Raw genomic sequence first — 23,298 nt, forward strand, 5'->3', positions numbered from 1 at the left:
AACGTGGATGGGAGTTCCAACCCAGCCCAAGTGTCAACCTCCACTTCCGGGTCTGGCAAGGGCGGCAATTTGCAGCTGTCAACTAACTCCTTAGTGACGCGAAATGGAGGTCAGGTAGCGGCTTCCACCTATGCAGATGGGGATGGGGGAATTTTAAATATTAATGCCAATAACATAGAGTTGATTGGTCGATCGCCTGATGGCAGTATTCCCAGCGGTATATTGGCTAGAGTCGAATCAGGAGCCACAGGAAATGCTGGAAATGCAAACGTCGTGACCGGGAACTTACAGGTCAGCGATGGGGCAAGATTGACAGCGGGTTCTCTAGGACAGGGAAATGCGGGGTCTTTAACCGTACAAGCTCAGACGGTCGAAATAACTGGGGTGGGAACCAACGTGGATGGGAGTTCCAACCCAGCCCAAGTGTCAACCTCCACTTCCGGGTCTGGCAAGGGCGGCAATTTGCAGCTGTCAACTAACTCCTTAGTGACGCGAAATGGAGGTCAGGTAGCGGCTTCCACCTATGCAGATGGGGATGGGGGAATTTTGAGGGTGAGGGCCGATCGCATAGAGTTGATTGGTCGATCGCCCGATGGTAGCCTTCCCAGCGGCTTGTTGGCTAGAGTCGAATCAGGAGCGATGGGAAATGCGGGAGATGTAATTATTAACACAGGAAGTTTGAGCGTCAAAGATGGAGCAGGAGTGGGGGTAGCTTCTCTGGGACAAGGAAATGCGGGTTCTTTGACCATTCGAGCCACGGATGGAGTGGAAATAACTGGTGTGGGAAAGAACTTTGATGGTAGTCCCAATCCCGCACAAATATCTGCTTTGTCTACGGGAGCTGGAAATGCTGGTACGTTGGATATTGAAGCTGATAGCTTGATAGTCGGAGATCGGGCCGAAGCGATCGTCAGCAGTACAGGTTCGGGAAATCCAGGTAACTTAATAGCCGCAGCACCGTTTATACTGATTAGGGATCTAGGCTCCCTGCGAGCTGAATCTGTGACAGGTAAGGCTGGAAATATTGATTTGCGATCGCGCACTCTTCAACTACGCGGTCAAGCCCAAATATCTGCCGTCTCAGCCGATCGCACCGCAGAAGGCAATATCACTATTAATACAGAAACCCTAGTTCTTCTTGAAGGTAGCCAAGTCAGAACTGATGCTCAAAATCCTCAAGGAGGTAGTAATATTACGATCGCACCTTTATTAGAATCAGGTTTAGCAGTATTTCAATCCCTGGATAGTATCATCAAACCCAGTGGCGAATTGAGGGTAGAAGGTCAGGTGGAAATTAGTCCTCCCGATATCCCCCCTGTCGAGGTTGTTGATTCTACCAGATTAATTGTCCAAGCTTGTCCCGCAGTTAATGAAGATAATACCTTTTTTGTCACTGGTCGCGGTGGTTTGCCCCCCAGTCCTGACGATACCCTCAGCGGTGACATATTTTGGGAAGATTTACGCATTCCCTCAGTCCTCAGCAGTCAGTCCTCAGCAGTCAGCGGTCACTCGTCAATTGGAACTGACAAAGGACAAATGACAAATGACAAAATTGTCGAAGCTCAAGGTTGGATAATTGGCCCTAATGGCGAAGTTATCCTTACAGCCCAAGCGCCAAAGGTGACACCTCACGGAACTCCACTACTAACGCCACCTAACTGTCATTAGAAGGATCTTGCTCATCGCTACGATGCTGTAAGATGTCGAGAATACGCCGATTTTCTGTTTGCGATCCTCGAATATCCGACTGCATTTCCCTCATATCTGCGCGAATATCTCGAATTTAAAGCTTTATATCTCGAATTTCGGTCATGAGGGGTTCAAAGTTACGCTGGATGGTTTCAAAGTTGCGCTGGTGTTGAGTTGCGGTTTCCAGCACAGCACTGACTGCTAGGCGCATATCAATTAGTTGGTCTTCCATCCGGTTGAAGCGATCGCTGTTCGTCATAGATGGCTATGTAATCCCAAATCGACTGGTGTCTAATTCTACTTTAGCCCTCTTCTGTCAATTTGGGAAAAAATGACGATTTTACGCGCCGTTCTAGCCTAAGAAAAAGTAAAGTTTCAACCCAGTTTGACAGAACACAGTTAGATGGATTAGTCTTTAATATCTCATATCATGTCCGGTAGCATAGATTGCCTAAAAAAATCTCTCTCTTATCTGCGTTTATCTGCGTTTATCTGTCTTCATCTGCGGTAAAAATTTAACCCTCAATGACAACAGAAAATTTCCCGTACCACTCTTACACAAACGAGGCAACCGAACACGATATCATACGACGTTATCTAAAATAGTTGAATCGACTATGCCCAACACAACCTACCATTTGATCTAACGCCCGCAATAATATGCCTAAAAAACAATCTGTACTTTTACATTATATACAATCTCTGGCCAAACAAGCTAGGCAGATTATTGGATTTACCAAATTACAGAATCTGAAACGGAGTTGTGCCATATTTTGGGGTTTAGGGATAGTACTTTCGGCACACTGCATATTCACAGAGCCAGCAATTTCCAAAGAAAGTTTGGATTGGCTAAATTTTAGTTATAATTTAACACAAAGTAATTCAATTAAAACACTAATAACTCAAAATTATATATCCTCAGATGCTCGGCAATTGTTGCAACAAGGGAAATCATTATACCAGGCAGAAAAGTTTTCGGATGCTCTCAGAATATGGCAGGAAGCAGAAACAATCTTTGCAGCTAAAAAAGATGTGTTAAATCAAGCTTTAGCACTTAATTTTATTTCATTGGCTTATCAAAAACTTGGGAATTGGGAGAATGCCAAAAGAGCTATATTATCCAGTTTAAATATTCTGCAAACAGTAAGAAATGCAGGTCGAGAACGGGCGCAAATTCTTGGTATTGCCTTAAACACCCAAGGTCGTCTCCAACTGTCTTTAGGACAACCAGAAGACGCTCTAACTAGCTTGCAACAAGCTACTGCTGCATACACGCAAGCAGGCGATGAAGCCGGGATTACTGGCAGCACAATCAACTTGGCCCAAACTCTACAAACTCTGGGATTTTCTCGTCGAGCATCCAAAACATTAGAAGATTTAGAAAAACGTCTGCAAAATCAACCCGATTCTCCGATCAAATCCACAGGATTGCTGACGCTTGCTAACGCCCTTCGCATTAGTGGCGATCTAGACAAATCCCTGCAAATATGTCAACAAAGTTTGGCAATAGCCCAACGCTTACAATCTCCTCCAGATATCGGTATCGCTTTGCTCAATTTGGGTAATATCGAAAGAAGCTTAGCCAAAAGAGTAGAAGATTTCGCAGCAGATTCCGAGGACAGAGAAGAAGTAGAACAAAAAATTAAACTAGCTTTAGAATACTACCGACAAGCGGCAAACATATCTAATTATGGAACTACACGGCTTCAGGCAAACTTAAATCAACTGAGCTTATTAGTGGATAGCAAACAGCGGTCTGAGGCTCAAGTGTTGCAGTCTGAAATTCAGTCTGAAATTACTCAATTACCCCCCAGTCAGATCGCAATTTACGCTCGAATTAACTTGGCTCAAAGTTTGATGAAGCTGAAACTGGGGACTGGGGAACAAGCAATAACTAATTACCAAGATATCGCTCAACTTTTAGCTAAAGCTTCTCAGGAGGCAAAAAGTTTGGGAGATAAGCGAGCTGAATCTTTCGCACTCGGAAATCTTGGCGAATTGTACGAACAAGCTAAGCAATTTGATAGCGCCCAACAGTTAACTCAGCAAGCGCTACTTTTGGCTCAGGCGAATAATGCAGAGGATATTGCTTATCGGTGGCAATGGCAGTTGGGACGTTTGCTCAAAGCTGAAGGCCGAACTCAGGATGCTATTACAGCTTACACTGAAGCGGTTATCACTTTACAATCCCTCCGCAGCGATTTAGCTACTATCAATCCAGACGTTCAGTTTTCCTTTCGGGATAGTGTGGAACCCGTCTATCGGCAGCTATTCGATTTGCTTTTGCAACCCCCCCCTGTGTCCCCCCCCGTACACGAGGGGGGAGGAAAGGGGGAGGTGAGTCAAAAAAACCTGGTTCAAGCCCGTAACGTTATTGAATCTCTACAATTAGCTGAACTGGATAATTTTTTCCGGGAAGCTTGTCTGGATGCAATACCAGAATTGATTGATAAGATCGATCGCACGGCGGCTGTTATCTATCCAGTTATTTTAGACGATCGAATAGAAGTAATTCTCAGTCTCCCGCAGCAGCCTCTGCGTAACTACACCACACAAATTGAACAGAAGCAGGTTGAAAGTACCCTTAACGATCTCAGACAAGCCTTGGGTATTCGTCACTCCAACCAAGAGGAGCGCTTGCGTCTTTCTCAACAGGTGTATGACTGGCTGATTCGGCCCATCGAGACAGAATTAAAGACGAGTGGGGTACAAACGTTGGTGTTTGTATTAGATGGTTCGTTGCGGAATATCCCAATGGCTGCTCTCTACAACGGCGATCGGTATTTGGTGGAACAGTATAGCATTGCCCTGACTCCAGGTTTGCAGTTGCTAAAGCGACAACCGCTGACGCGAGGTAGGCTGAGGGCTTTGGCTGGTGGATTGAGCGAGTCGCGCCAGGGGTTTTCTGCTCTACCTGGTGTGAGAGCAGAATTGGCGCTAGTGAATGCTGAAGTTCGCGGTACAACAAGGCTTTTGAATCAGGAGTTTACCAGCGCGACTCTCGAAAGTGAGGTAAGAGCGGTTCCTTTTCCTGTAGTTCACCTGGCGACTCATGGCCAGTTTAGCTCCAATTTCCAAAACACATTTATTCTCGCTTGGGATGGCCCGATCAACGTCAAGCAGTTGGATGAATTACTCCGAAGCAAAAATCCGCGTATACCCAGACCGATTGAATTACTTGTTCTCAGTGCTTGCGAGACAGCAACTGGAGATAAAAGAGCGGCTTTAGGGCTTGCTGGGGTAGCGGTTAGGGCGGGAGCAAGCAGCACTCTGGCAACGCTGTGGAGGGTGAGCGATTCGTCTACTGCGGCTCTGATGACTGAATTTTATCAAAAGTTAGCTAATCCCGGCATAAGTAAAGCAGAGGCACTTCGCAGCGCCCAGATTAGTCTGTTGCAGAACCGCAATTTCAGGAATCCTTATTTCTGGGCACCTTATGTTTTGGTAGGAAATTGGCTGTGAAAAGAGGGGCTAGGGAAGAGGGGCTAGGGGCTAGGGGGAAGAAAGAGAGAGGGGGGGAGGGGGAAGAGCAGAATCTTCTCTATCTTCCCTCTTCCCTCTTCCCTCTTCCCTCTTCCCTCTTCCCTAGTCCCTAGCCCCTAGCCCCTAGCCCCTAGTTTCTTATTGGGCGAACACCTTAGCGGCGGCGGCGACACCAGCCCCAGGTGTAAAGCCTTCATGTCCCAATTCTACGAGGGTTGCTTCCAAGGATGCGATCGCAGTCAGGATATCGCGATCGCTCACAAAACCCAAGTGACCGATGCGGAAGATTTTGCCTGTCAGGTGGTCTTGTCCGCCTGCTAGAGCAAGATCAAACCGCTTTTTCATGGATTTTGCGAATTTGTTCCGCATCGACTTGCAGTGGCGCTACAGCGGTAATTGCCGGACTGCCAGCACCATCGGGCGCAAACAGCGGTAAATTCAACCCTTTAATGGCAGTCCATAATTTCAGTAGTCAGTGGTCTGTAGCCAGTAGCAAATCAATATTAGATTGCAGATTTTAGATTTTAGTTTGAATCTCCAATCTAAAATCTAAAATTTAAAATCTAAAATTTAAATTTACGGTGGCCCTTGCTGGAGCTTGAGACGATCTGGACGAGAGTTCAGATCTGGGTTACCCAACTTGGGCGATTCAGCTGATTGGGAACTTACATGATTGAGCGACCAGCGATGCTCCATCGGCAAATTAGCTCGTTCGCAAGTTTCTTCAATTTGCTTCTGTATAGCGACCGCTTTACGCAGAGTTATAATCAGCTGGTGAACTTTCTCCTTTAGCTCTGGCTTTTGGGATGCTGCGAACATTGTTTGCCGTTCTAGCAGTTGGAGTATAAGTTCGTAATGTACTGGAGAGGGAACAGGAATTGGTTCCATGAACGCGAATCTACCTCATGCAAACTAATACCCAATCACGTTTGTTTTGCTGGTGTGGGGGGGCTGAATAATTTTCAGTTTTGAGTTTTGAATTTTGAGTTTTGAATTAAAAATTTTCTTCAAAGCTCAACTCTCAAAATGCTTAACTTTTTCAGGGCGGTTTTAGGTATTTTTGAGTTTTCAGTTATGAGTTTTGAGTTAAGACTGTTAATTAAAAACTCAACACGCATAAATCATCACTCTGGTAGCTCACTAACAAAAAGCTCTGCGATCGCAGATGCCGGATCTGGCTGCTTGACCAGCGATTCACCTATCAGCACCGCACCAGCACCCGCTTGCGCTACTAAGCGGAGGTCGGCTGAAGTATGCAGCCCCGATTCACTAACTACTAGGATGCCCCGTTCCTGTAGTTGGTTCCCCCTTGCTTCTAGGATCTCGCAGGTTGTTTGCAGATCGACAGAAAAATCTTTCAAGTTGCGATTGTTAATCCCAACTAGAGTAACTTTTTCTAAGCCTAACACGCGGTCTAGTTCTTCGAGGGTATGCACTTCGATCAAGGCGGTCATACTTAAGACATTGGCGATTTTAACAAAGTACTGTAGATCTTTATCTGAGAGTATGGCAGCGATCAGCAGGACGGCATCGGCACCTTTGATGCGGGCTTGATAAATCTGGTAAGGATATATTACGAAGTCTTTGCACAGCAAGGGCAAGTCAACGGCAGCACGGATGCGTTCCAGGTTCTCAAAGCTACCTTGAAAGAATTTGGCGTCTGTTAAAACGGAGATACAGTTAGCACCGGCTTGCTGGTATATTTGAGCTAGAGCTACGGGATCGAAATCTTCACGGATGACGCCTTTACTGGGAGATGCCTTTTTGACTTCGGCAATGAGGGCTGGTTTTTTAGCTGCCCCCAACAAAGCTGCCACAAAATCGCGGGTTGGGGGCGAAGAAGCTATTTTCCGCTGCAACTCACCCAAGGGTGCGCGTTCCCGCATTTGGGCAACTTCAGTTTCTTTGTGCCAGACAATTTCCTCCAAAATATTATTTGGTGCAGCATCTGGCATGGCAACTTGATAGCGCAATTCCTGTACGGCTACTGCGCGATTAGGGGGACGGCGGCGGATTTGCATACTGGGGATTGGGGATTGGGAATTGGGGATTGGGGAAGAGAGGGGCAGAGGGGCAGAGGGGCAGAGGAGAAATTTTCTTGACAACTGACAACTGACCACTGACAACTGACCACTGACCACTGACAACTGACCACTTGCACTATTCCCTTGCCCCTCTCTTGTAGGCTTCATCCAGGACTTCGGAGAGGGTGGGGTGGGCGTGGACGAGATAGGCTAGCTGATGGACAGACTGGCGAGATGCGATCGCAGCTGCTGCTTCGTGGATTAAATCGGAAGCGTGCAGACCGATGATGTGGACGCCCAGGAGTTCGCCTGTATCTTTACGGTAGATTACCTTTGCCAAACCCTCTGTTTCTACTTCTGCGATCGCTTTCGAGTTACCTTTGAAGTAACTTTTTACTGAGGCGACCTCAAATCCTTCGGCAGATCCCAATTCTTTAGCTGCTGCTTCAGTCATACCCACAAAGCTGATTTCCGGGTGGGTAAAGGCGGCTGCGGGGATGCTGCGATAGTCTGGGGTGCGATCGCGTCCGCAGATATTTTCTACTGCTGCAATGCCTTGGGCAGAAGCTGCGTGAGCTAGCATCATTTTGCCAGTTGCATCTCCAATTGCCCACAGGTGAGCTACTGGTTCGCCTGCGGATAGCACTGCCATCTTGTCATTTACGGGTATAAATCCTCGTTTGTCTGTCTCGACGCCGACAGATTCCAAGCCCATATTTTGGGTGAAGGGAATGCGACCAGTCGCCACCAGACAAGCGTCTACTTCCAAAACTTCTACGACTTCCTTAGTTTTAGCATCGGCTAACTCAATAACCACAGGCGATCCTGGAGTGACTTTCTTTGCCAGGACACCCACTTTTGTTTCGATGTCGCGGGGCGCGATGAGGATTCGTTCGGCGATTTTGGCAATATCCCGGTCAAATCCCGGCATTAGTTCTGGTAGCGCTTCAATTATGGTAATTTCGCAACCCAACGCTGAGTAAATATCGGAAAACTCTAAACCGATGTAGCCGCTACCAACAATTGCCACCCAAGGAGGCAGCGATTCCAGCTTTAAGGCGTCATCGCTGGTGAAAACTGTTTTGCCATCAATTTCAATTCCTGGGGGAACCCAAGGCACCGAGCCGGGAGCAATAATTATATCTTTTGCTGTAATGGTTTTTTCACCGGCTTCTGTGGCAACGGTAATTTTTTGCGGCCCAGCCATTTTGCCCCAGCCTTGGATAATATCTACGCCCAAGCGTTTGAGGCTGTTGGTCATATCGCCCCGCAGCTTGCTGACGATGTTGTCGGCGTGGTTTGCGATCGCACTTCGATCGAATTCCACGCTGCCCACATTTATCCCCAGCGATTTGAGATGATGGGCGTTGCGTAACTCGCGCACGCGACCGGAAGCCGCCAATAGCGCCTTTGATGGGATGCAGCCGCGATTGATGCAGGTTCCGCCCATTTGGCCTGCTTCCACGATCGCAGTCTTCAAGCCGCAGCTGACCGCATGGAGGGCGGCACCGTGTCCGCCCACCCCAGCACCCACGATCGCGAGGTCGTAATCAAATCCCTGACTCACTGAACTTCTCCTGGTGCTAAGCGCCCTTCTTAATTTTCAACTGACTGGGTGATTTAGACAACATTATTATTTTGCGGTGATACAATCCTGGGGTCAATATTGGGCATATTGAATACAGGTCAGATCCTCATCAGTACTAGCCCTGGTTATTGACCCGCTGTTTGGGAGTGAAATTTTATGGATCGGAGTAAGCAAAATCTGCGTCGTGAGGCCGCTAAAGCTTTTATAGCTAGCTTAGACCAGTTGGAGAATGTGTTGGTATCGGATGCAGTTGAGGCATCGGCATCTTTGTCTCGTGCCTTGGATGGAGCTTCCCTGTCACATCCGCAAGCAAGTCCGACTCCAATTGAACCATACGATCTCGATCGGGCCGCAGCTGAGATTGAGGCTTTTTTTCAGTCGCAATCAAAAGAGCCAAGTGCTGAGTCCTGAGTCTTGAGTAAATATTCTGAATTCAAAACTCAACACCAAAACTCATAACTATTTCCTATGACCAAAAAGGGGCTAGAAAAGTCACTCATTCAAAAGTCAGTAGGGGCGGGTTTTGTAAAATATTCTGTTGGTAATAAGATGTGTGGGCTAAACCCGCCCGTACAAAAGTCAAGAAGGGATTGGGGAAAAATCATCCAAAATTGAATAGACATCTCCAGAAATTAAAGGTGCTAACCCTTGAACCCTTGTAGAGACGTTGCATGCAACGTCTCTACATTCTTTGAAAGGAGATGTCTAATGAAGTTGTCGTTGTGCTTCGTACAAGATCAAAGCAGCTGCGATCGCTACATTCAATGATTCTACCCCTGGACTAAGGGGTATTTTCACTTGCTTGTCTGCCAACGCTACTAAATCTGGGGATAGTCCAGCGCCTTCGTTGCCTAGCAGAATCAAGGTTGGCAGGCGCAAGTCCAGTTCCCAGTAGGTCAAGTTGGTGTTGGGGATGGTGGCTACAACTTGCATCCCACGGGCTTGAGATTCTCGCACGAAAGATTTTAAATCCGAACTGACTGCCATTGGGAGGCGGAACCACTGCCCTGCTGAAGCTCTGAGTACTTTTGGGTGATCTAAATCTACACTATCTTCACTTACCCACAATCCGGCGGCACTGGCGGCGGCGGCGGTGCGGATCGTCGTACCGAGGTTGCCGGGGTCTTGGATTGTTTCTAAGGCCAACAGCACACCGGGGCCTGACAGGGGTGGTGTTTGGGTAAGAGACCTTGGTGCTAGAGCTACTACTCCATCGGGTTGAACTGTGGTAGCTAGAGCCTTTAACACTTCTGCACTTACCAGTTCCATCCGTTCGCAGCGTTTGCTTGCTTCTTGCCAAAGTTCTGGATAACGTTCCTGCCAAGCTGGCGTAAAACAGACCGTCCGCAGGGGATAATCTACAGCACAGGCTTCTGTCAGCAGGTGAGTTCCTTCCAACAGAAACATCTGCTGCTCTTTCCGCTCCTTCGCTTGATGCAGTTTGCGGATTTGCTTTACCAGTGGATTTTGAAGACTGGTCAACATTTAGGGACTAGGGGCTAGGGACTAGGGAATAGGGGCTAGGGGCAAAAGTCAAAAGAAAGAAAATTCTCCCTCTTCGCTCTTCCCTCTTCCCCTAGCCTCTAGCCCCTAACCCCTAGCCCCTTCATTGGTATGCGGAACCCGGGACTTGAACCCGGAAGGCTTGCACCACATGAACCTGAATCATGCGCGTCTACCAATTCCGCCAGTTCCGCTTGTTTTTTATTTATCTCGCGATTTATCATTATGTTGCAAGTGGTTGGGTTTGTCAACTACCAAAAACGGGAGCGCAAGAAATCGGACGCGAAAATGACTTTAGATTATGGACAACTGGAATGTTTCCTGTAGAATCTAAACAAAATTTGAAGAAGATGTACAAACGTAAATTGATTCGGAGGACAGGACAATTATTCCTACTATCGGTTTAACAGAGAGCCATGCTTCGCCCGAAGCAGATAAATCCGTTCTAGAAATATGGGGTCGCTCCACCCTTAGCGGTCACGTCAAAATTAGCGGAGCGAAGAACTCAGCGCTGGCGATCATGGCTGGTGCCTTGCTTTGCCCGGAAGATTGCCGTCTGCGTAACGTGCCCTCCTTGGCGGATGTGGGGCGGATGGGCCAGATTCTGTCAGCTTTGGGCCTTAAATTAGAGAAAAATGGCGATATTTTAGACATTGATGCCCGGAACATCAGACAATCTCAAGCCCCCTACGAGTTGGTCAGCCAGTTACGAGCCAGTTTCTTTGTGATCGGGCCTATGCTGGCGCGTCTGGGGGTGGCTAAGGTACCGCTCCCTGGCGGTTGTGCGATCGGAGCTAGACCCGTGGATCTGCACGTCCGGGGTTTGCAAGCGATGGGGGCTGATGTTCAGATTGAGCATGGGGTAGTTCATGCTTATGTCAGCGGTAGCAATCCTCGGCTAAAAGGTGCCAACATCTACCTGGACTACCCCAGCGTGGGTGCCACGGAAACCTTGATGATGGCAGCAACCTTGGCGGATGGCGAAACCATCATTGAGAACGCCGCACAAGAGCCGGAGGTTGCCGATCTGGCTAATTTCTGTCAGGCGATGGGGGCGCGGATTCGGGGTGCTGGGACAAATACCATCATCATCGATGGGGTGAAGAGGTTGCATTCTGTGGATTACAACATTATTCCCGATCGCATTGAGGCTGGTACTTTTTTGGTAGCAGGGGCGATTACGCACTCGGAATTGAGTGTATCGCCGATCGTGCCAGACCATCTCACGGCGGTAATCTCCAAGCTCAGGGCAATTGGGGCTAAAGTAATTACCGAATCTCCTAATTGCCTGCGGATTATTGGTGCCGAAAGGCACATAGCAACGGATATCGAAACTTTACCCTATCCCGGTTTTCCAACAGATATGCAGGCGCAGTTCATGGCCTTGCTGACTTTGAGCGAGGGGGACAGCGTGATTACGGAAACGGTGTTCGAGAATCGTTTGCGCCACGTAGCGGAGTTGAATCGGATGGGGGCAGATATTCGGATCAAGGGCAATCATGCGATCGTCCGAGGCGTGCAGATGTTATCTGGGGCTCCAGTGGTGGCGACCGATTTACGGGCTTCTGCGGCTTTGGTGCTAGCAGGATTGGCCGCTGAGGGAAAAACTACCATCAAGCCATTACAGCACCTCGACCGGGGCTACGAAAACCTGGTTGCCAAGTTGCAAAAGGTGGGGGCCCGATTGCAGCGGTTAGAGGCGGAGGGAGAAACTGAGGGCGACTCAGCTACTCTCAATCCGGCAAATGTGGCTGGATAAAAGGGTTGGCAACTGTTGTATGAATTTCTAGATTTCTCTAGAAATTCATTACAGATTTCTGTAGATTTTTACAAGCGGTGCATTTTCAGTCTCAAATCAGTAAAGAGCGACTAAGATCCTTGATAGAGGGCTAACCCACTTTGCAACTTTCTGGCAATTTCGCTGTATGTTCTCCTCAAAAACACAGTTAATCGGTCTGAAGGCAGACCAATTTCGTCATCCCCTGGACTTAGAAGCAACCAAGGCACTCAAGCAGTTGCCTGGTTTTGACCTAATGGTGCGGAATCTGCTTGGGCCCTTGGCCGAACAGTTTTTTTACTTAGAAAATATTGCGGCTAGCGTTTTGGTGGGGGAGAAGCAATTGCCCCACTTGCACCAGATGCTGCTAGAAGCTTGTCGGGTGTTAGATTTGGAACCCCCCCAGATGTATGTGCGGCAGCATCCGATGCCGAATGCTTACACTTTTGCGATGCGGGGGAAGCAGCCTTTTGTGGTGCTGCATACTTCTCTGATTGAGTTGCTGACGCCGGAGGAGATTCAGGCGGTGATTGCCCATGAGTTGGGGCATCTGAAGTGCGAACACGGGGTTTATCTGACGATCGCAAATATCATCATTCTGGCAGCGGGTCAATTACCTTCTTGGGGTGGTTTGATTGCCCAATCGCTACAGGGACAAATGTTGCAGTGGGTAAGATGTGCTGAGTTTACTTGCGATCGCGCGGCGCTGCTGGCCATCCAAGATTCTAGAGTGGTGAGTTCGCTGCTGATGAAGTTGGCTGGTGGTTCGCCGACTTTGGCACCTCAACTGAACCTGGATGCGTTTCTAGGCCAGGCACGGGCTTATGATGATATTAGTAGCAGCCAATTGGGGGAAATGCTCAAGGAGGCGCAGACGGCAACTCTGACTCATCCTGTGCCGGTACTGCGGGCTAGAGAGATCGATCGCTGGGCTAGCAGCAAAGATTATCAAAACCTCTTGCAAAATAGTGGGAAGCAAGGTTATGATAGTAAAGCTTCACCCAAGGGCGGGTGGCGGAATTGGTAGACGCACTACACTCAAAATGTAGCGGCCTTACGGTCATGAGAGTTCGATTCTCTCCCCGCCCACTCTTCAAAAAGTCAAAAGTCAAAAGTCAAAAAAAATAGGACTTATTTGGGTATGGGCTGACTATTTTGAAATTATTATGCTAATGTTCCTGATGAACATTTTTGTAGGGACACGGCATAATTAAAATTTCGGTCATACCAAAATTTTAATTATGCCGTGTCCAAATCAGCGTATTTGACTTCAAAGAACCGACTTATTTGGCTATGGGTTGATTATTTTGAGATGGGAGTGCGATCGTAATTAACTCTTCTATCTTTTTAATATTCGGGTCGCCTGCTAAGTAACCGATGCCTCGATGGAGGTGGAGGCGAAATTGGTTGGCGAGGATTTCTTTGTCGCATCCCAAACCGTCGTTGTGGCAGCGTTGCTTGAGGGCTAGTAATAGTATATCAGACATTTCGCCACCGAAGACGCGCCATGACATTTCGACGTTGCTGTCGGCGGGGATGGGTACGGGGGAAGGGATGGATGGTTCGGCGAGGGAACGACAAAAGGCCCAGCGACATAGGATGTTCCACTGGTCGATTTTGGTGAAGCGTCTGAGTTTGAGGAGTTGGTCTTTTGCTGTTTGGGAGAGTAGAATTCGGTTGGTTGGTGGTTCCATAGGTTTTTTTTACCACAGATGAAGAGGGATGAACACAGATGAACACAGATGGGATGATGATTTGTGTTCATCTGTGGGTTAAAGGTTTCCGGCGATACGTTTGATTTCGACTTTGGGGTTGCCGAAGTTAATGAGTAGGCAGAGGGGTAGGTTGGTAGCTTTGATGTAGTTTAGGCATTGAGCTTGATCTTTTTCGGTCATAGTTCTGATTGCTTTGAGTTCTACTAGCACACACTGTTCTACCAGCAAATCAGCTGCGAACTCTCCTACGACAATCCCATCATAATAAACTTTTATTGGGTACTGCGGGTGAACTCGCAACCCTGCTTTACGTAATTCATGTACCAAAGCATTTTCATAAACTTTCTCCAAGAAACCGCATCCCAAGGTATTCGACACTGTGAACGCACAACCTATAATCTTCTCCGTAATCCGATTCAATTCCCATCTGTGTTCATCTGTGTTCATCTGTCTTCATCTGTGGTAAAAAACTATCCTATGCTACCAAAAGTAACCCTCTTCCACAATAGTCTGGCGCTGTTCAGGATCGTATTTTAGCAGATATTCTCGTGCGATCGCATCCAGTTCTCTCAGCTTTTCTACTTCATTTTTCCCAATTTCCGTATCGGTTGAAAGTAGGATGACTTGGTGACTTGCTGAGGGGAAATATTTCTCTACTAAATTACCTCTATGAGAGGAATCAAGTCGTCCTAAAGGTGTGTCGATCGCGACTGGTAGTTGTCGTCCCGAAACTCTCGCTAATCCCCACAATAAAGCGATAGCTAATAGTTGTTTTTCTCCAGCAGATAAGCGATGTTTGGGTACTGGTTTTCCTTCGGGATCGTATAGAGAAAGGCTATAGTTATTGGCATCGATGACGACGCGATGGACTAAGTTTGATTTATGCAGGAGATACCGGAAGCATTCGGTTACTTGTATTTCTAGTTTGTTCAGTTTTTTGAGAGTTAATTTTTCGCGGAATAGTTGGAGAGTTTTTTGGACTTTAGCGACGGAGGTAATGATGTGGTGGGTATTTTTGCGGTTCATGAATTCTTCGCCGTAGGCGGCGAGGTCTTTTTTGATTTGCGCGATCGCATTTTCGAGTTCCAGCTTTTTGCGATCGGCTATTTCCGCCGCGACTTTTATTTTAATTTCTTCATCTTTTGCTTCATTGACAGCATCTAGTAAACGCTGATAAATTTCGGGCGCAGCGGCAGAAGCTAACTGTCTTTCGGTCGAGTCAATTTCCGACTCGAATTCAGTCAGATATTGCAGTTGGTTTTCAGCTTGATTAATTTCCAAAGGAAGTTGGTGATGTAGCAGAAGGCTAAGATTTTTTAGAGTTTCTGCATCAACGCCTAATCTGAATTCTTCTGGTTTGCCAATATCTTCGGCTAGAGTCTGATTTTCAACGTCTAGAAATGTTTTAATTTGCTTTATTTTTTGGGCAGTTAATTGTAGCTGATGCAGGCGATCGAGTAAACGGCGATCGCGTTCTTTTATCAAGTTTTGCGCTGCTTGTGCCTGTTGCCAACGAGATTCCTTTTCGCCTTGAATTTCCGCTTCGATGAGGAGAGGTTGAATCAAGGCTAAAGATAACGTACCTGCCGCTAATTCGCAAAGAGATTGACGCTGTTTCTGGGCTTTTTCTTTAGCCTCTTCCAGTTGTTGATCAAGCTGACTTTTTTCTCCGGCAATTTTACCGCCTTCAGAGAGGAATTTATGATCGGCTTGCTGACGATTCTTTTTAGCAATATGTGACTGATTGGTGAGATTATGTATTTCCTGAATAACCGCCTCTTTTTCATCATTATATTTATTGAGTTTGCGTTCAATTTCATCTAAATCAGCAAGTTCTTTCGCGCCAGCAAGTTGTTTGCGTTTGCGACTAACGAGAACATCTAAATCCACCGATAGACGGTCAACCAGTTCTAATCCCAAGAGAGATTTAATTGCCTCCACTACCAGAGGCGGCGGAGTGTCTAGGTCGGCCAATTCTCTGACTTGTTCGCCGTCAAAAAGAAATAAATTAGAGATACCTAAAGGCAACAAATTTTCGATGTATTCATCCCAAGTTTGGGCTAATGCCGTATCGGGCCACTCTCCATCAAGAATGCCTAAATGGTCTTTCCCATCTTTGGGATTAGCTGTCCAATAACGAACTATTCGTAATTTGATGACTTGGTTATATTCAATATGTTCAAAAAACAGTTCAATGCGGGTTTTTTCCGTGGGTGGCGTATGGCGATTCACACATTGAGTGAGAAAATCGCTATAGCCTAAATTGCCACGAGTAGAACATTGGGCGCGTTGTCCGTAAAGCGCAAGTCGAATAGCATCCATGAGGGTAGTTTTGCCACCCCCATTCATACCGCCAAACAGGATGATGGGGGCAGATTTTTCATTTTCTTCTGGAGATAGATTGATAACTTGTCGTCCTGCGTAGGGGCCAAAATTTTGCAGGACAAGTTCGATAAATTTCACGGTTTGCCAATTTGTAAATGCTTATTATATTTTACCATTAGCCATCAGAAACAGGACTTATATCAAGTCTGATTGTAGGGGCGGGTTTTGCCGAGAGGTTGTTTGTTCGACAGAAGGGTTATCTGCCAAACCCGCCCCTACCATACAATACTGATGCAACTGGCACATTAAACAAAGGTATGTTGTTGCGCTTTAGCTCAACAACATACCCAAAAATCAACCCTCCTCTTCTGAATCATCTACATCGTTAGTTGGAAATTTCAAACTTCCCCAAGTTAGTTGTTTAGAGGTGTCCTTGGGTTTTTCAATTTCATTTTGAATGGTATCTAACCCTTGAACTCTAGTTTTAATGGTATCAACATTGCCTTCATTCGCTGCCTGTTTGAAGTCGCGTTGATTGTGGGCTTTTTGAATTGCGTCTTCTTTTGAACGAGAACTACTCTCGAAGTATTTCTCTAAGTCGTCATATATTCCAGTCCGACGAGATTTTGTATAGTATTGGCGTTCTGTGTCTAGCAGTTTCGCCATCAGTTCTAGGTACATGGTATCCTCTTCGCAGATTTCTGCTAACACTGTCCATTCATCACTCCCTAGTAGTGTTCTGTCTGCGCCAGGACGGGTATCTTGAAATGGTTCGCCTGTGACTTCTTGGTAAATTTTGGGTAAGCTATCATCGAATTCGTGTCTTTCTTCTAGCCAGATGCGGCGAATTTCGCTGAGTTCTTCGTTGGTGATGAGGGTGATGTCACGCATTTCTGGCGGTGCATTGCGACGAATTTCAGCTTGAACAGTTAGAAGCCGACTCAGCAAATGTTCTCGCGCTTCCTTAGTATATGGGCCAGGAATAGGCTCTATTGAGATTTCTTCATCTAAATTGCGCTCGTACAGTTGCACATTACCATTTCGCCGTCTAAAATCGCGTCGATCACGACTATCTTCAACATCCAGTTCAACACGGAAATCAAGTAGAGGCTGTAGCCACTCTTTCTCCTCATCATTCTGGATCATTGCTGTCAGGGATTTATCCTGACTAACCATAGTGCAAACCCAGCACCCAAAACGAGAACTGCCACAACTAGCAGTAGAAGTATCAACTACCAAGGGACATTCATTATCTGCTGTCGCACCTCGATACATAGCAAATAAATCTTTGTTGCTATATCCCCAAGGGTTTTCCCATTGCATCAGATAAAGCCAAACTTCATCATCACGCCAGTCTTCAATAACGCTATAAACCAGAGAGTTTGGCAAGTTCATATTAGGACTGAGGCGAGCGCGTACTCGTTTTGCTTCCATTTTTTTCATTCTGTAGGCACGTTTTGTGCTTTCAGCTTTACGAGTACCTAACACAAGAATTGTTTCACCACTGTTTCGGATAAGATCACGGATAAAACGATTAGATGGATTAATTTTGAGGCGTTCAGTACACCAGCGAAATTTACCTCTAGGAGCTGGGTAGCCTTTTCCAATCAAACCGACCCAGAATGTTTCTGTAAACTCTGGTTGCAGCAAATGCGGTTCTACCGGCATTTTCTGTTCTAGAGCAGCAGCTTTCATTCGAGCAAGAGAATTACGAACCCATGCTGATACAATTGGATTTTCTACAAGCGTGTCTGTTGTGATAACATCAATCTTCTTGGTACGCTTTTCTGGTGGGAGAGAAGCGATCGCATTCCAAATTAGCTGTAATACTGCTGTTGAATCCTTGCCCCCACTATATCCAATTACCCAAGGGATTTCGTCAAGACAATACAGATCTTGAATTTCTTCAGTTAGCAATTGTATGTCTTCCACTAACTCGGTAACGTTGCGCCCTGGGAATAATGACATCTGCTGAGTTTCTGTCATGTCCGAAAGCTCCATTTGACATTATTCATACTTTGTGGTATAATCCATATGCCTTGAGACATAATTGTTTTTCCTTTGTTTTTTGCCTCTTGGCAAAATGGTATCCCTATTGGTGTACACCAGGATGCTTTATGACATAAAATTATGTTTTGACGCAAATTTGATTAACTTATATGTCTGACAATAACCCTCCTCAGTCCGATCTAAATCCAGAACTTGATGAGGTGCTTGAGCCATACTTCGCCAAATACCACCGTCAGAAGTGCTATCCAGGGCTGATTTTCCGGCAGGGGAAGCGAAAAATGGTGCAAATCAATATCCCGGCGGATGACTTACCTACTCTTCTCCAGGCAAAACCATCAACTGGTAACGATCCTGATTCTGGTAAAAATCGCCCAGAGGTAAAGGGTCATGCTGAGGAAATAAAACAATATATTCTTAAACGTGCCAGAAAGGGTCAACCCTGGATTTTGGGGACACTGACAGCAAATGTCGCTCCTGACAAGATTGACATTATCGAATTAGGCAGGGGGATTTGTCTAGTAATCATTCCTCGCGGCGTTAAGTTAGATATTACTGATGGACAGCATCGCAAGCGTGCTATTCACGAGTTAATTGAAAGTGCTGAAGGGGAGTTAATAGGTGATAATGATTTCCCTATTACGCTGGTTTTAGAGGAAGACTTTAATCAGTGTCAGGCAGATTTCCGAGATATGGCGCAGACAAGACAACTAGATCAATCCTTACTTTTGTCATTTGGTGAGTTTGAAGGTCGAGTTGGCATTACCAAAAGCTTACTTGAAAAAGTGCCAATGTTTTATAATAAGACAGATAGAATTAAAAGAAGTCCAGACAAAAAATTGATATACACAACTAATTTTATAGCACGATCGGTGAGTTGCGCGTTTACTGATGATCCAAGTAATGAACTTAAAGATTATGACGTTGCGGAAGCATCAGATATTTTGGCTAGCTGTCTTAATAAAATTTTCTCAGAATGTACTCAGACAAAATATATTTTTGAAACAAGCATTGAAAAATTGACAATTGAAGATGTTGCTAAATTTAAGGAATACTGTATCTTGGGTATGAGTGTAGGTTTAGAAGTTTTAGGTCGTTTGCTATACTGTACTTATGACACAGATAGCCAAGATTTTAAACCTGAAAAAGTCTCGCAACTGGCTCAACTGGATTGGTCAAGAAAAAGCCATCTTTGGGATGGGAATATCATTTTACCTAACCAAAAGCAGAACGATGCCAAACCATACAAAATTTCACAAAATGCCAGTGCTGTAAAAATAGCAGTCGGTGTGGCAAAAGCTCATCAGGGATGGATATAATCAACACTAACTGCGTTCATCTGCGGTTTTTAAATCAAGGGCATTTTCTAAATGTTACTCATCCGCAGTTAGCGGCAAATTCAGACGCTTTTTAAGATAAGCAGTCATCAGACTAACACTGGTACGTGACCCAGATATCCCACCTTTAGACAAAATACCCCTTTCCCAATCTAGATTAGACTTTGACCAGTCAATTTGCGCTAATCCTTCGAGATTTTCTGACCAATTCTCAGGATAAAGGGAGAGGAGAGTTGCGCCTGTTGCGCCTAAAGCTGCAAGGGTGGTGGGGTGAGAGTGAATGTAGTCCCGCCGCATCTCCCCGGCGTCTACCTTTTTGCGTAAAACTTGTTCCCAGTCTGGAATATAGCTGCTGACTGTATTCCAGAAACGGACGGCAATTTCGATCGCACTCTCCAATTCCCCATCCCGATGATTAACTAAAAGGGCAAGAGTAGCATTATATATGCTATTGAGGGTGAATAGTTTACCGGAACGGGTGGGGAGTATATTACGATCGCAATCTGTCAGATTTCGGAAAACCTCGACTTGCTTCACAACCGCCCTCACCAGATTAGCGTATTTGTCCCGATAATCGTATAAAATATTCAAGGATGAATCGGGATGGACTGAGTAACGGTTGAGATCGGAGAAGATTTGTTGCGATCGTTCCAAACCAATATCCAAAAATAGAATAAGTGCGATCGTCTCATATCCCAATTCGGGATTATCCTTCAGCGCCATTTCTAACGCCGCCCGTCGATGTTGTCCATCATTAATTATAAACCTTCCATCCATCGGCACACGCAATCGGCCAATTTTCCTTCCTTCCTTATCGGGGCCGATCGGTTCAAAAGTAATATCTGCATCAATAGATGCCGTAATCGCCGAAAAAATATAGCTTTTAGGATTATCCAAAATATATTTAGCAATTACTGGCACTCGTTGGCGATTTAACGTCCGCTTTCCCCTCATTTCTGGCAGTATTTCCTCATCATCCAAAGGGAAAAGTTTCGGCAGAAGTCGCACCGGACACATAGAAACATAGTATTCGCGTCCTGACTGAATTCCCCGAATTACTGGTAACACATATTCAAAATTTGGAGTTGAAATGTTAAGCATTTTCGCCATCTTCTTTTTGTCTAATTTTGTCTTGTGACACAGCAAGTCGTGCGTTTATTTCAGAAAATCGATCGAGCAATTCATTCAGTGATAATTGACTTAAATCTACTTCGTATATGTCGGAATAAAAGTGGCCGTTCGGCGTTGGCATCATCCTCTCTACGATCCGTTTTAGATTGGATTCCATCTCTTCGATCGATTTATACATAGCATTATAATCGGGTATTTCTGTCATAGTTATATCTCCAAAAATTACATAAATTTGTAGGGCTGTTTTTGTAGAAAAATTGGTTGTCGGGGACTTTGAGTTCCGGTTCCCCCTTTTTTAAGGAGGACTTTGAACTCCGGTTCCCCCTTTTTTAAGGGGGGTTAGGGGGGATCGATCGTAACTAGCAACCTGACTATTACTCGCTTCGCAGTATCAAATAATCTAAAATCCGTTCTTGTCTCTCTTGCGCTGCTGCTAGAGATGCTTGAGTTTCTTCTATTCGCACTACAGTCTGTTGCAATTGTGCTTGTCCCAAAGTAAGTTGTCTAATTACCTCGATTATGCTTGCTTGTCCCCGCAGTAATTCAGAGTAATTGGCATCGTTTTGCTCCCGATATCTCTCCATTCTTTCGACAAAGTTATTCACCCGCCTGGTTAGCTGTGTCAAAGCTTCACGCAATTCGTTTGTCTGCTGTCTATCAGCCTCTCTATCCGCTACCGTTTGCGTGGTTAATTGTGTCAGGGCCGATCGTAATTCGTTTGTCTGCTGTCTATCAGCCTCTCTATCCGTTACCGTTTGCGTGGTTAATTGTGTCAGGGCCGATCGTAATTCGTTAATTTCCTGTCTGTCAACCTCTCTGTCTGTTACCGTGCGTTCTAAAATTGCTTCTATGCGGTCTAATCTGCTGGAATTGCCGTTGGCACTGGGTGTCTGGGTCATAGGTAGCCTCCATAAAATTTTATTACTTGACTTGACAAACAAAAAATTATGTGTATATAAGATATGAACATCCTTTAACTTGATTATTACACATCTACTTATTTTTAAAAAATAATGTTGACTAAATTTTTATTTGCCGCTAATCTTTAAAAACTAGCCATTCCTACCCCCCAACATTGGGAAGAGAAATACCCAGTCCCCAACTATGAATATTCCCAGCAATCCCGCCACAGACCTCGCGAGTCAAATCCTGGACAGAGAAAACCAAGAAAAACAAGCACTAGCTCTCCTTTTAGACCGATTTCTCAGCCGAAACGACCAAATTTTAGTCCAAAAAATCGAAATGGGTGGTAGCGAAGCTTATATCGGTTCAGTCACCCTCGAATGGTTTGCCAGTCGAGTTCGCTTCGCCTCGCGCCTACCGCTTTTCCGTCCCAAATTCAATTCGGACACCCAAAATATTGAAATTGACGCCGAAACCATAGAAGAAATTCAACAACGTCCCTTAGATTGGTCGCGTCAAGCACCGTTAGCGCAGTATTTAGCAGCGCGAAAACATCACAAATTCCCACCAGTTTTAGTAGTAATAAATCAACCTTGGGTAGATAACCCCAAAGCTGACGAATGGGGAGAAGAGGGAAAGGCAATTAAATCTGCAGCTGATTTTATGCCATTAGATAAAGATGCAAAAGTTGGTTTATTGAACGTTTCCGAAGATGTGACTATTTTTGCTTTAGACGGTCAACATCGCCTCATGGGAGTACAGGGATTAATGGAGTTAATTCAAACCGGGAAACTCCAGCGATATAAAAAGGAGAAGAAACCTACAGGCGGGGTAATTACAGTTGATGACCTCAGAGAGGAATACCAAGTAGACCCTGCTTATTTGCAAAACTTAGCCAAAGAAAAGATAGGCATTGAATTTATTTCCGCCATCGTTCCAGGGGAAACCCGCGAAGAAGCAAGAAGGCGAGTCAGGTCTATTTTTGTTCACGTCAACTTGATGGCGGCACCTTTAACAAAAGGACAGTTAGCACAACTAGATGAAAATAACGGTTTTGCAATTATTGCTAGAAAACTTGCCGTCACTCATCCCCTATTCAAAGATAAAGAAAATCGCAGTCCTCGAGTGAATTGGGATAGTGCGACCGTCGCATCAAAAGCAACAGTTTTAACAACTTTGCAAGCGCTGACAGAGATGTCGGAACGGTATTTGGGGCAAAAATTTCCTCACTGGAAACCATCGCAAGATAAGGGTTTAATTCCCATGCGTCCCGATGATGAGGAACTGGAAGAAGGGTTGGCAGAATTTCATAAATTATTCGATTATTTAGCCAATTTACCGAGTTTGCAGAGATTGGAATCGGGTGAGGAAACCCCCCAATTGCGCCGCTTCAGTTTTGAGAAAGATGGGGGGGAAGGGAATATACTTTTCCGTCCGGTGGGACAAGTTGCTTTAGCGCAAGCTTTGGGAATTGTGGTATTTCGGAAAAAGTTGTCGCTGAAAACTGTTTTCGATAAACTTCGCAAGTTCGATACTGATGATGGGTTTAGTAATATGGAGTATCCAGAGTCGCTTTGGTATGGAGTTTTGTATGACCCGAATAAGAAGCGGATTCTAGTTGCGGGAAGAGATTTGGCGACGAAATTAATAGTGTATATTTTGGGGGGAGTTCATGATGATTTGGAACGTGCGGATTTGCGTCGGGATCTTGCTGAAGCGAGAACTTTTGAAGATAAAGCAGTAGGATTTAATGGGAAATTTGTTGCACCGAAAGAAGTGGGATTGCCGCCAGTTTTGAATTAATTAGCCTAACGCC

General features: G+C 45.6%; 19 protein-coding genes, 2 tRNA genes and 1 pseudogene. 8 read left to right on the forward strand and 14 right to left on the reverse strand.

Translation table 11 applies throughout. From position 1 onward, the window contains the following. Nucleotides 1–1,668, forward strand: a 1,668-nt coding sequence (locus LAY41_RS09460) for an autotransporter outer membrane beta-barrel domain-containing protein (RefSeq protein ID WP_476726980.1), incomplete at its 5' end; no start/stop codon positions are given. A 115-nt stretch (nt 1,669–1,783) separates the two neighbouring features. Here LAY41_RS09460 and LAY41_RS09465 read toward each other — a convergent pair. Further along, nucleotides 1,784–1,948 (reverse strand): hypothetical protein, encoded by a 165-nt coding sequence (locus LAY41_RS09465; RefSeq protein WP_249096874.1) that lies wholly within the window; start codon nt 1,946–1,948, stop codon nt 1,784–1,786. Between the two features lie 401 nt (nt 1,949–2,349). Between LAY41_RS09465 and LAY41_RS09470 the strand changes: the two genes are divergently transcribed. After that, on the forward strand, nt 2,350–5,151 hold the full coding sequence (locus LAY41_RS09470) for a CHAT domain-containing protein (RefSeq protein WP_249096875.1): 2,802 nt from the start codon (nt 2,350–2,352) through the stop codon (nt 5,149–5,151). 159 nt (nt 5,152–5,310) lie between these two features. Here LAY41_RS09470 and LAY41_RS09475 read toward each other — a convergent pair. The 4 genes and pseudogenes from LAY41_RS09475 to lpdA all read right to left on the reverse strand — a co-directional run. After that, nucleotides 5,311–5,626, reverse strand: a pseudogene (locus LAY41_RS09475) (alanine--glyoxylate aminotransferase family protein); the annotation flags it as partial. A gap of 122 nt (nt 5,627–5,748) precedes the next feature. Next, nucleotides 5,749–6,060: a DUF5340 domain-containing protein gene (locus tag LAY41_RS09480; protein ID WP_249096876.1), complete on the reverse strand. Its 312-nt coding sequence runs from the start codon at nt 6,058–6,060 to the stop codon at nt 5,749–5,751. 236 nt (nt 6,061–6,296) lie between these two features. Beyond that, nucleotides 6,297–7,193 carry an indole-3-glycerol phosphate synthase TrpC gene (trpC, locus tag LAY41_RS09485; protein WP_249097157.1) on the reverse strand — a complete coding sequence of 299 codons (897 nt, stop codon included), beginning with the start codon at nt 7,191–7,193 and terminating at the stop codon, nt 6,297–6,299. Nucleotides 7,194–7,332: 139 nt separating this feature from the next. Then, the gene (lpdA, locus tag LAY41_RS09490) at nt 7,333–8,763 is read right to left on the reverse strand and encodes a dihydrolipoyl dehydrogenase (protein WP_249096877.1); all 1,431 of its coding nucleotides are present in this window, start codon (nt 8,761–8,763) and stop codon (nt 7,333–7,335) included. Between the two features lie 177 nt (nt 8,764–8,940). On the opposite strand from lpdA, the gene LAY41_RS09495 reads away from it, so the two are divergent. Continuing rightward, nucleotides 8,941–9,195 (forward strand): hypothetical protein, encoded by a 255-nt coding sequence (locus LAY41_RS09495; RefSeq protein ID WP_249096878.1) that lies wholly within the window; start codon nt 8,941–8,943, stop codon nt 9,193–9,195. 294 nt (nt 9,196–9,489) lie between these two features. Here the strand turns inward: LAY41_RS09495 and LAY41_RS09500 are convergent, their stop codons facing one another. Beyond that, on the reverse strand, nt 9,490–10,269 hold the full coding sequence (locus tag LAY41_RS09500; RefSeq protein WP_249096880.1) for a TrmH family RNA methyltransferase: 780 nt from the start codon (nt 10,267–10,269) through the stop codon (nt 9,490–9,492). 130 nt (nt 10,270–10,399) lie between these two features. After that, nucleotides 10,400–10,481 (reverse strand) — tRNA-Leu (locus LAY41_RS09505). 191 nt (nt 10,482–10,672) lie between these two features. Between LAY41_RS09505 and murA the strand changes: the two genes are divergently transcribed. The 3 genes from murA (at nt 10,673) to LAY41_RS09520 (ending at nt 13,153) form a co-directional block, all read left to right on the forward strand. After that, on the forward strand, nt 10,673–12,046 hold the full coding sequence (gene murA, locus LAY41_RS09510; RefSeq protein WP_249097158.1) for a UDP-N-acetylglucosamine 1-carboxyvinyltransferase: 1,374 nt from the start codon (nt 10,673–10,675) through the stop codon (nt 12,044–12,046). A gap of 166 nt (nt 12,047–12,212) precedes the next feature. Next, a complete protein-coding gene (locus LAY41_RS09515; protein ID WP_249096882.1) occupies nt 12,213–13,091 on the forward strand; it encodes a M48 family metallopeptidase in 879 nt (292 codons plus the stop codon). Continuing rightward, nucleotides 13,070–13,153, forward strand: a tRNA-Leu gene (locus LAY41_RS09520). The genes LAY41_RS09515 and LAY41_RS09520 overlap by 22 nt, the downstream gene beginning before the upstream one ends. 194 nt (nt 13,154–13,347) lie before the next feature. On the opposite strand, the gene dndE is transcribed toward LAY41_RS09520, so the two are convergent. The 4 genes from dndE to dndC form a co-directional block, all read right to left on the reverse strand. After that, the gene (dndE, locus tag LAY41_RS09525) at nt 13,348–13,758 is read right to left on the reverse strand and encodes a DNA sulfur modification protein DndE (RefSeq protein WP_249096883.1); all 411 of its coding nucleotides are present in this window, start codon (nt 13,756–13,758) and stop codon (nt 13,348–13,350) included. A 78-nt stretch (nt 13,759–13,836) separates the two neighbouring features. After that, the gene (locus tag LAY41_RS09530; protein WP_249096884.1) at nt 13,837–14,226 is read right to left on the reverse strand and encodes a GxxExxY protein; all 390 of its coding nucleotides are present in this window, start codon (nt 14,224–14,226) and stop codon (nt 13,837–13,839) included. A 33-nt stretch (nt 14,227–14,259) separates the two neighbouring features. Then, a complete protein-coding gene (gene dndD, locus LAY41_RS09535; RefSeq protein ID WP_249096885.1) occupies nt 14,260–16,242 on the reverse strand; it encodes a DNA sulfur modification protein DndD in 1,983 nt (660 codons plus the stop codon). Nucleotides 16,243–16,458: 216 nt separating this feature from the next. Then, nucleotides 16,459–18,090, reverse strand: a complete 1,632-nt coding sequence (dndC, locus tag LAY41_RS09540) for a DNA phosphorothioation system sulfurtransferase DndC (protein WP_249096887.1) — start codon at nt 18,088–18,090, stop codon at nt 16,459–16,461. A gap of 173 nt (nt 18,091–18,263) precedes the next feature. Here dndC and LAY41_RS09545 point away from each other — a divergent pair, with 173 nt between their 5' ends. Next, nucleotides 18,264–19,430, forward strand: coding sequence for a DNA sulfur modification protein DndB (locus LAY41_RS09545; protein WP_249096888.1), 1,167 nt, complete (start codon nt 18,264–18,266; stop codon nt 19,428–19,430). Between the two features lie 54 nt (nt 19,431–19,484). Here the strand turns inward: LAY41_RS09545 and dndB are convergent, their stop codons facing one another. From dndB to LAY41_RS09560, 3 genes are all read right to left on the reverse strand, one after another. After that, nucleotides 19,485–20,549: a DNA sulfur modification protein DndB gene (gene dndB, locus LAY41_RS09550; RefSeq protein WP_249096889.1), complete on the reverse strand. Its 1,065-nt coding sequence runs from the start codon at nt 20,547–20,549 to the stop codon at nt 19,485–19,487. Further along, nucleotides 20,542–20,784, reverse strand: coding sequence for a hypothetical protein (locus LAY41_RS09555; protein ID WP_249096890.1), 243 nt, complete (start codon nt 20,782–20,784; stop codon nt 20,542–20,544). Before LAY41_RS09555 ends, dndB begins: the two co-directional genes overlap by 8 nt. 169 nt (nt 20,785–20,953) lie before the next feature. Further along, nucleotides 20,954–21,478 carry a hypothetical protein gene (locus LAY41_RS09560; RefSeq protein ID WP_249096891.1) on the reverse strand — a complete coding sequence of 175 codons (525 nt, stop codon included), beginning with the start codon at nt 21,476–21,478 and terminating at the stop codon, nt 20,954–20,956. Between the two features lie 205 nt (nt 21,479–21,683). Here LAY41_RS09560 and LAY41_RS09565 point away from each other — a divergent pair, with 205 nt between their 5' ends. Further along, a complete protein-coding gene (locus tag LAY41_RS09565; protein WP_249096893.1) occupies nt 21,684–23,285 on the forward strand; it encodes a DGQHR domain-containing protein in 1,602 nt (533 codons plus the stop codon). The last annotated feature ends 13 nt before the right edge of the window (nt 23,286–23,298 follow it).

It is taken from the genome of Argonema galeatum A003/A1 (assembly GCF_023333595.1).
Taxonomy (GTDB): Bacteria; Cyanobacteriota; Cyanobacteriia; order Cyanobacteriales; family Aerosakkonemataceae; genus Argonema; species Argonema galeatum.

Coding starts and splice junctions, on each gene's coding strand:
- LAY41_RS09500 (WP_249096880.1), bottom strand. CDS start 10,269: ATGTTGACCAGTCTTCAAAATCCACTGGTAAAGCAAATCCGCAAACTG.
- LAY41_RS09480 (WP_249096876.1), bottom strand. CDS start 6,060: ATGGAACCAATTCCTGTTCCCTCTCCAGTACATTACGAACTTATACTC.
- LAY41_RS09530 (WP_249096884.1), bottom strand. CDS start 14,226: ATGAACACAGATGAACACAGATGGGAATTGAATCGGATTACGGAGAAG.
- LAY41_RS09465 (WP_249096874.1), bottom strand. CDS start 1,948: ATGACGAACAGCGATCGCTTCAACCGGATGGAAGACCAACTAATTGAT.
- LAY41_RS09515 (WP_249096882.1), top strand. CDS start 12,213: ATGTTCTCCTCAAAAACACAGTTAATCGGTCTGAAGGCAGACCAATTT.
- dndB (WP_249096889.1), bottom strand. CDS start 20,549: ATGCTTAACATTTCAACTCCAAATTTTGAATATGTGTTACCAGTAATT.
- LAY41_RS09470 (WP_249096875.1), top strand. CDS start 2,350: ATGCCTAAAAAACAATCTGTACTTTTACATTATATACAATCTCTGGCC.
- LAY41_RS09560 (WP_249096891.1), bottom strand. CDS start 21,478: ATGACCCAGACACCCAGTGCCAACGGCAATTCCAGCAGATTAGACCGC.
- LAY41_RS09495 (WP_249096878.1), top strand. CDS start 8,941: ATGGATCGGAGTAAGCAAAATCTGCGTCGTGAGGCCGCTAAAGCTTTT.
- trpC (WP_249097157.1), bottom strand. CDS start 7,193: ATGCAAATCCGCCGCCGTCCCCCTAATCGCGCAGTAGCCGTACAGGAA.
- LAY41_RS09545 (WP_249096888.1), top strand. CDS start 18,264: ATGTCTGACAATAACCCTCCTCAGTCCGATCTAAATCCAGAACTTGAT.
- dndC (WP_249096887.1), bottom strand. CDS start 18,090: ATGACAGAAACTCAGCAGATGTCATTATTCCCAGGGCGCAACGTTACC.
- LAY41_RS09555 (WP_249096890.1), bottom strand. CDS start 20,784: ATGACAGAAATACCCGATTATAATGCTATGTATAAATCGATCGAAGAG.
- dndE (WP_249096883.1), bottom strand. CDS start 13,758: ATGGAACCACCAACCAACCGAATTCTACTCTCCCAAACAGCAAAAGAC.
- LAY41_RS09565 (WP_249096893.1), top strand. CDS start 21,684: ATGAATATTCCCAGCAATCCCGCCACAGACCTCGCGAGTCAAATCCTG.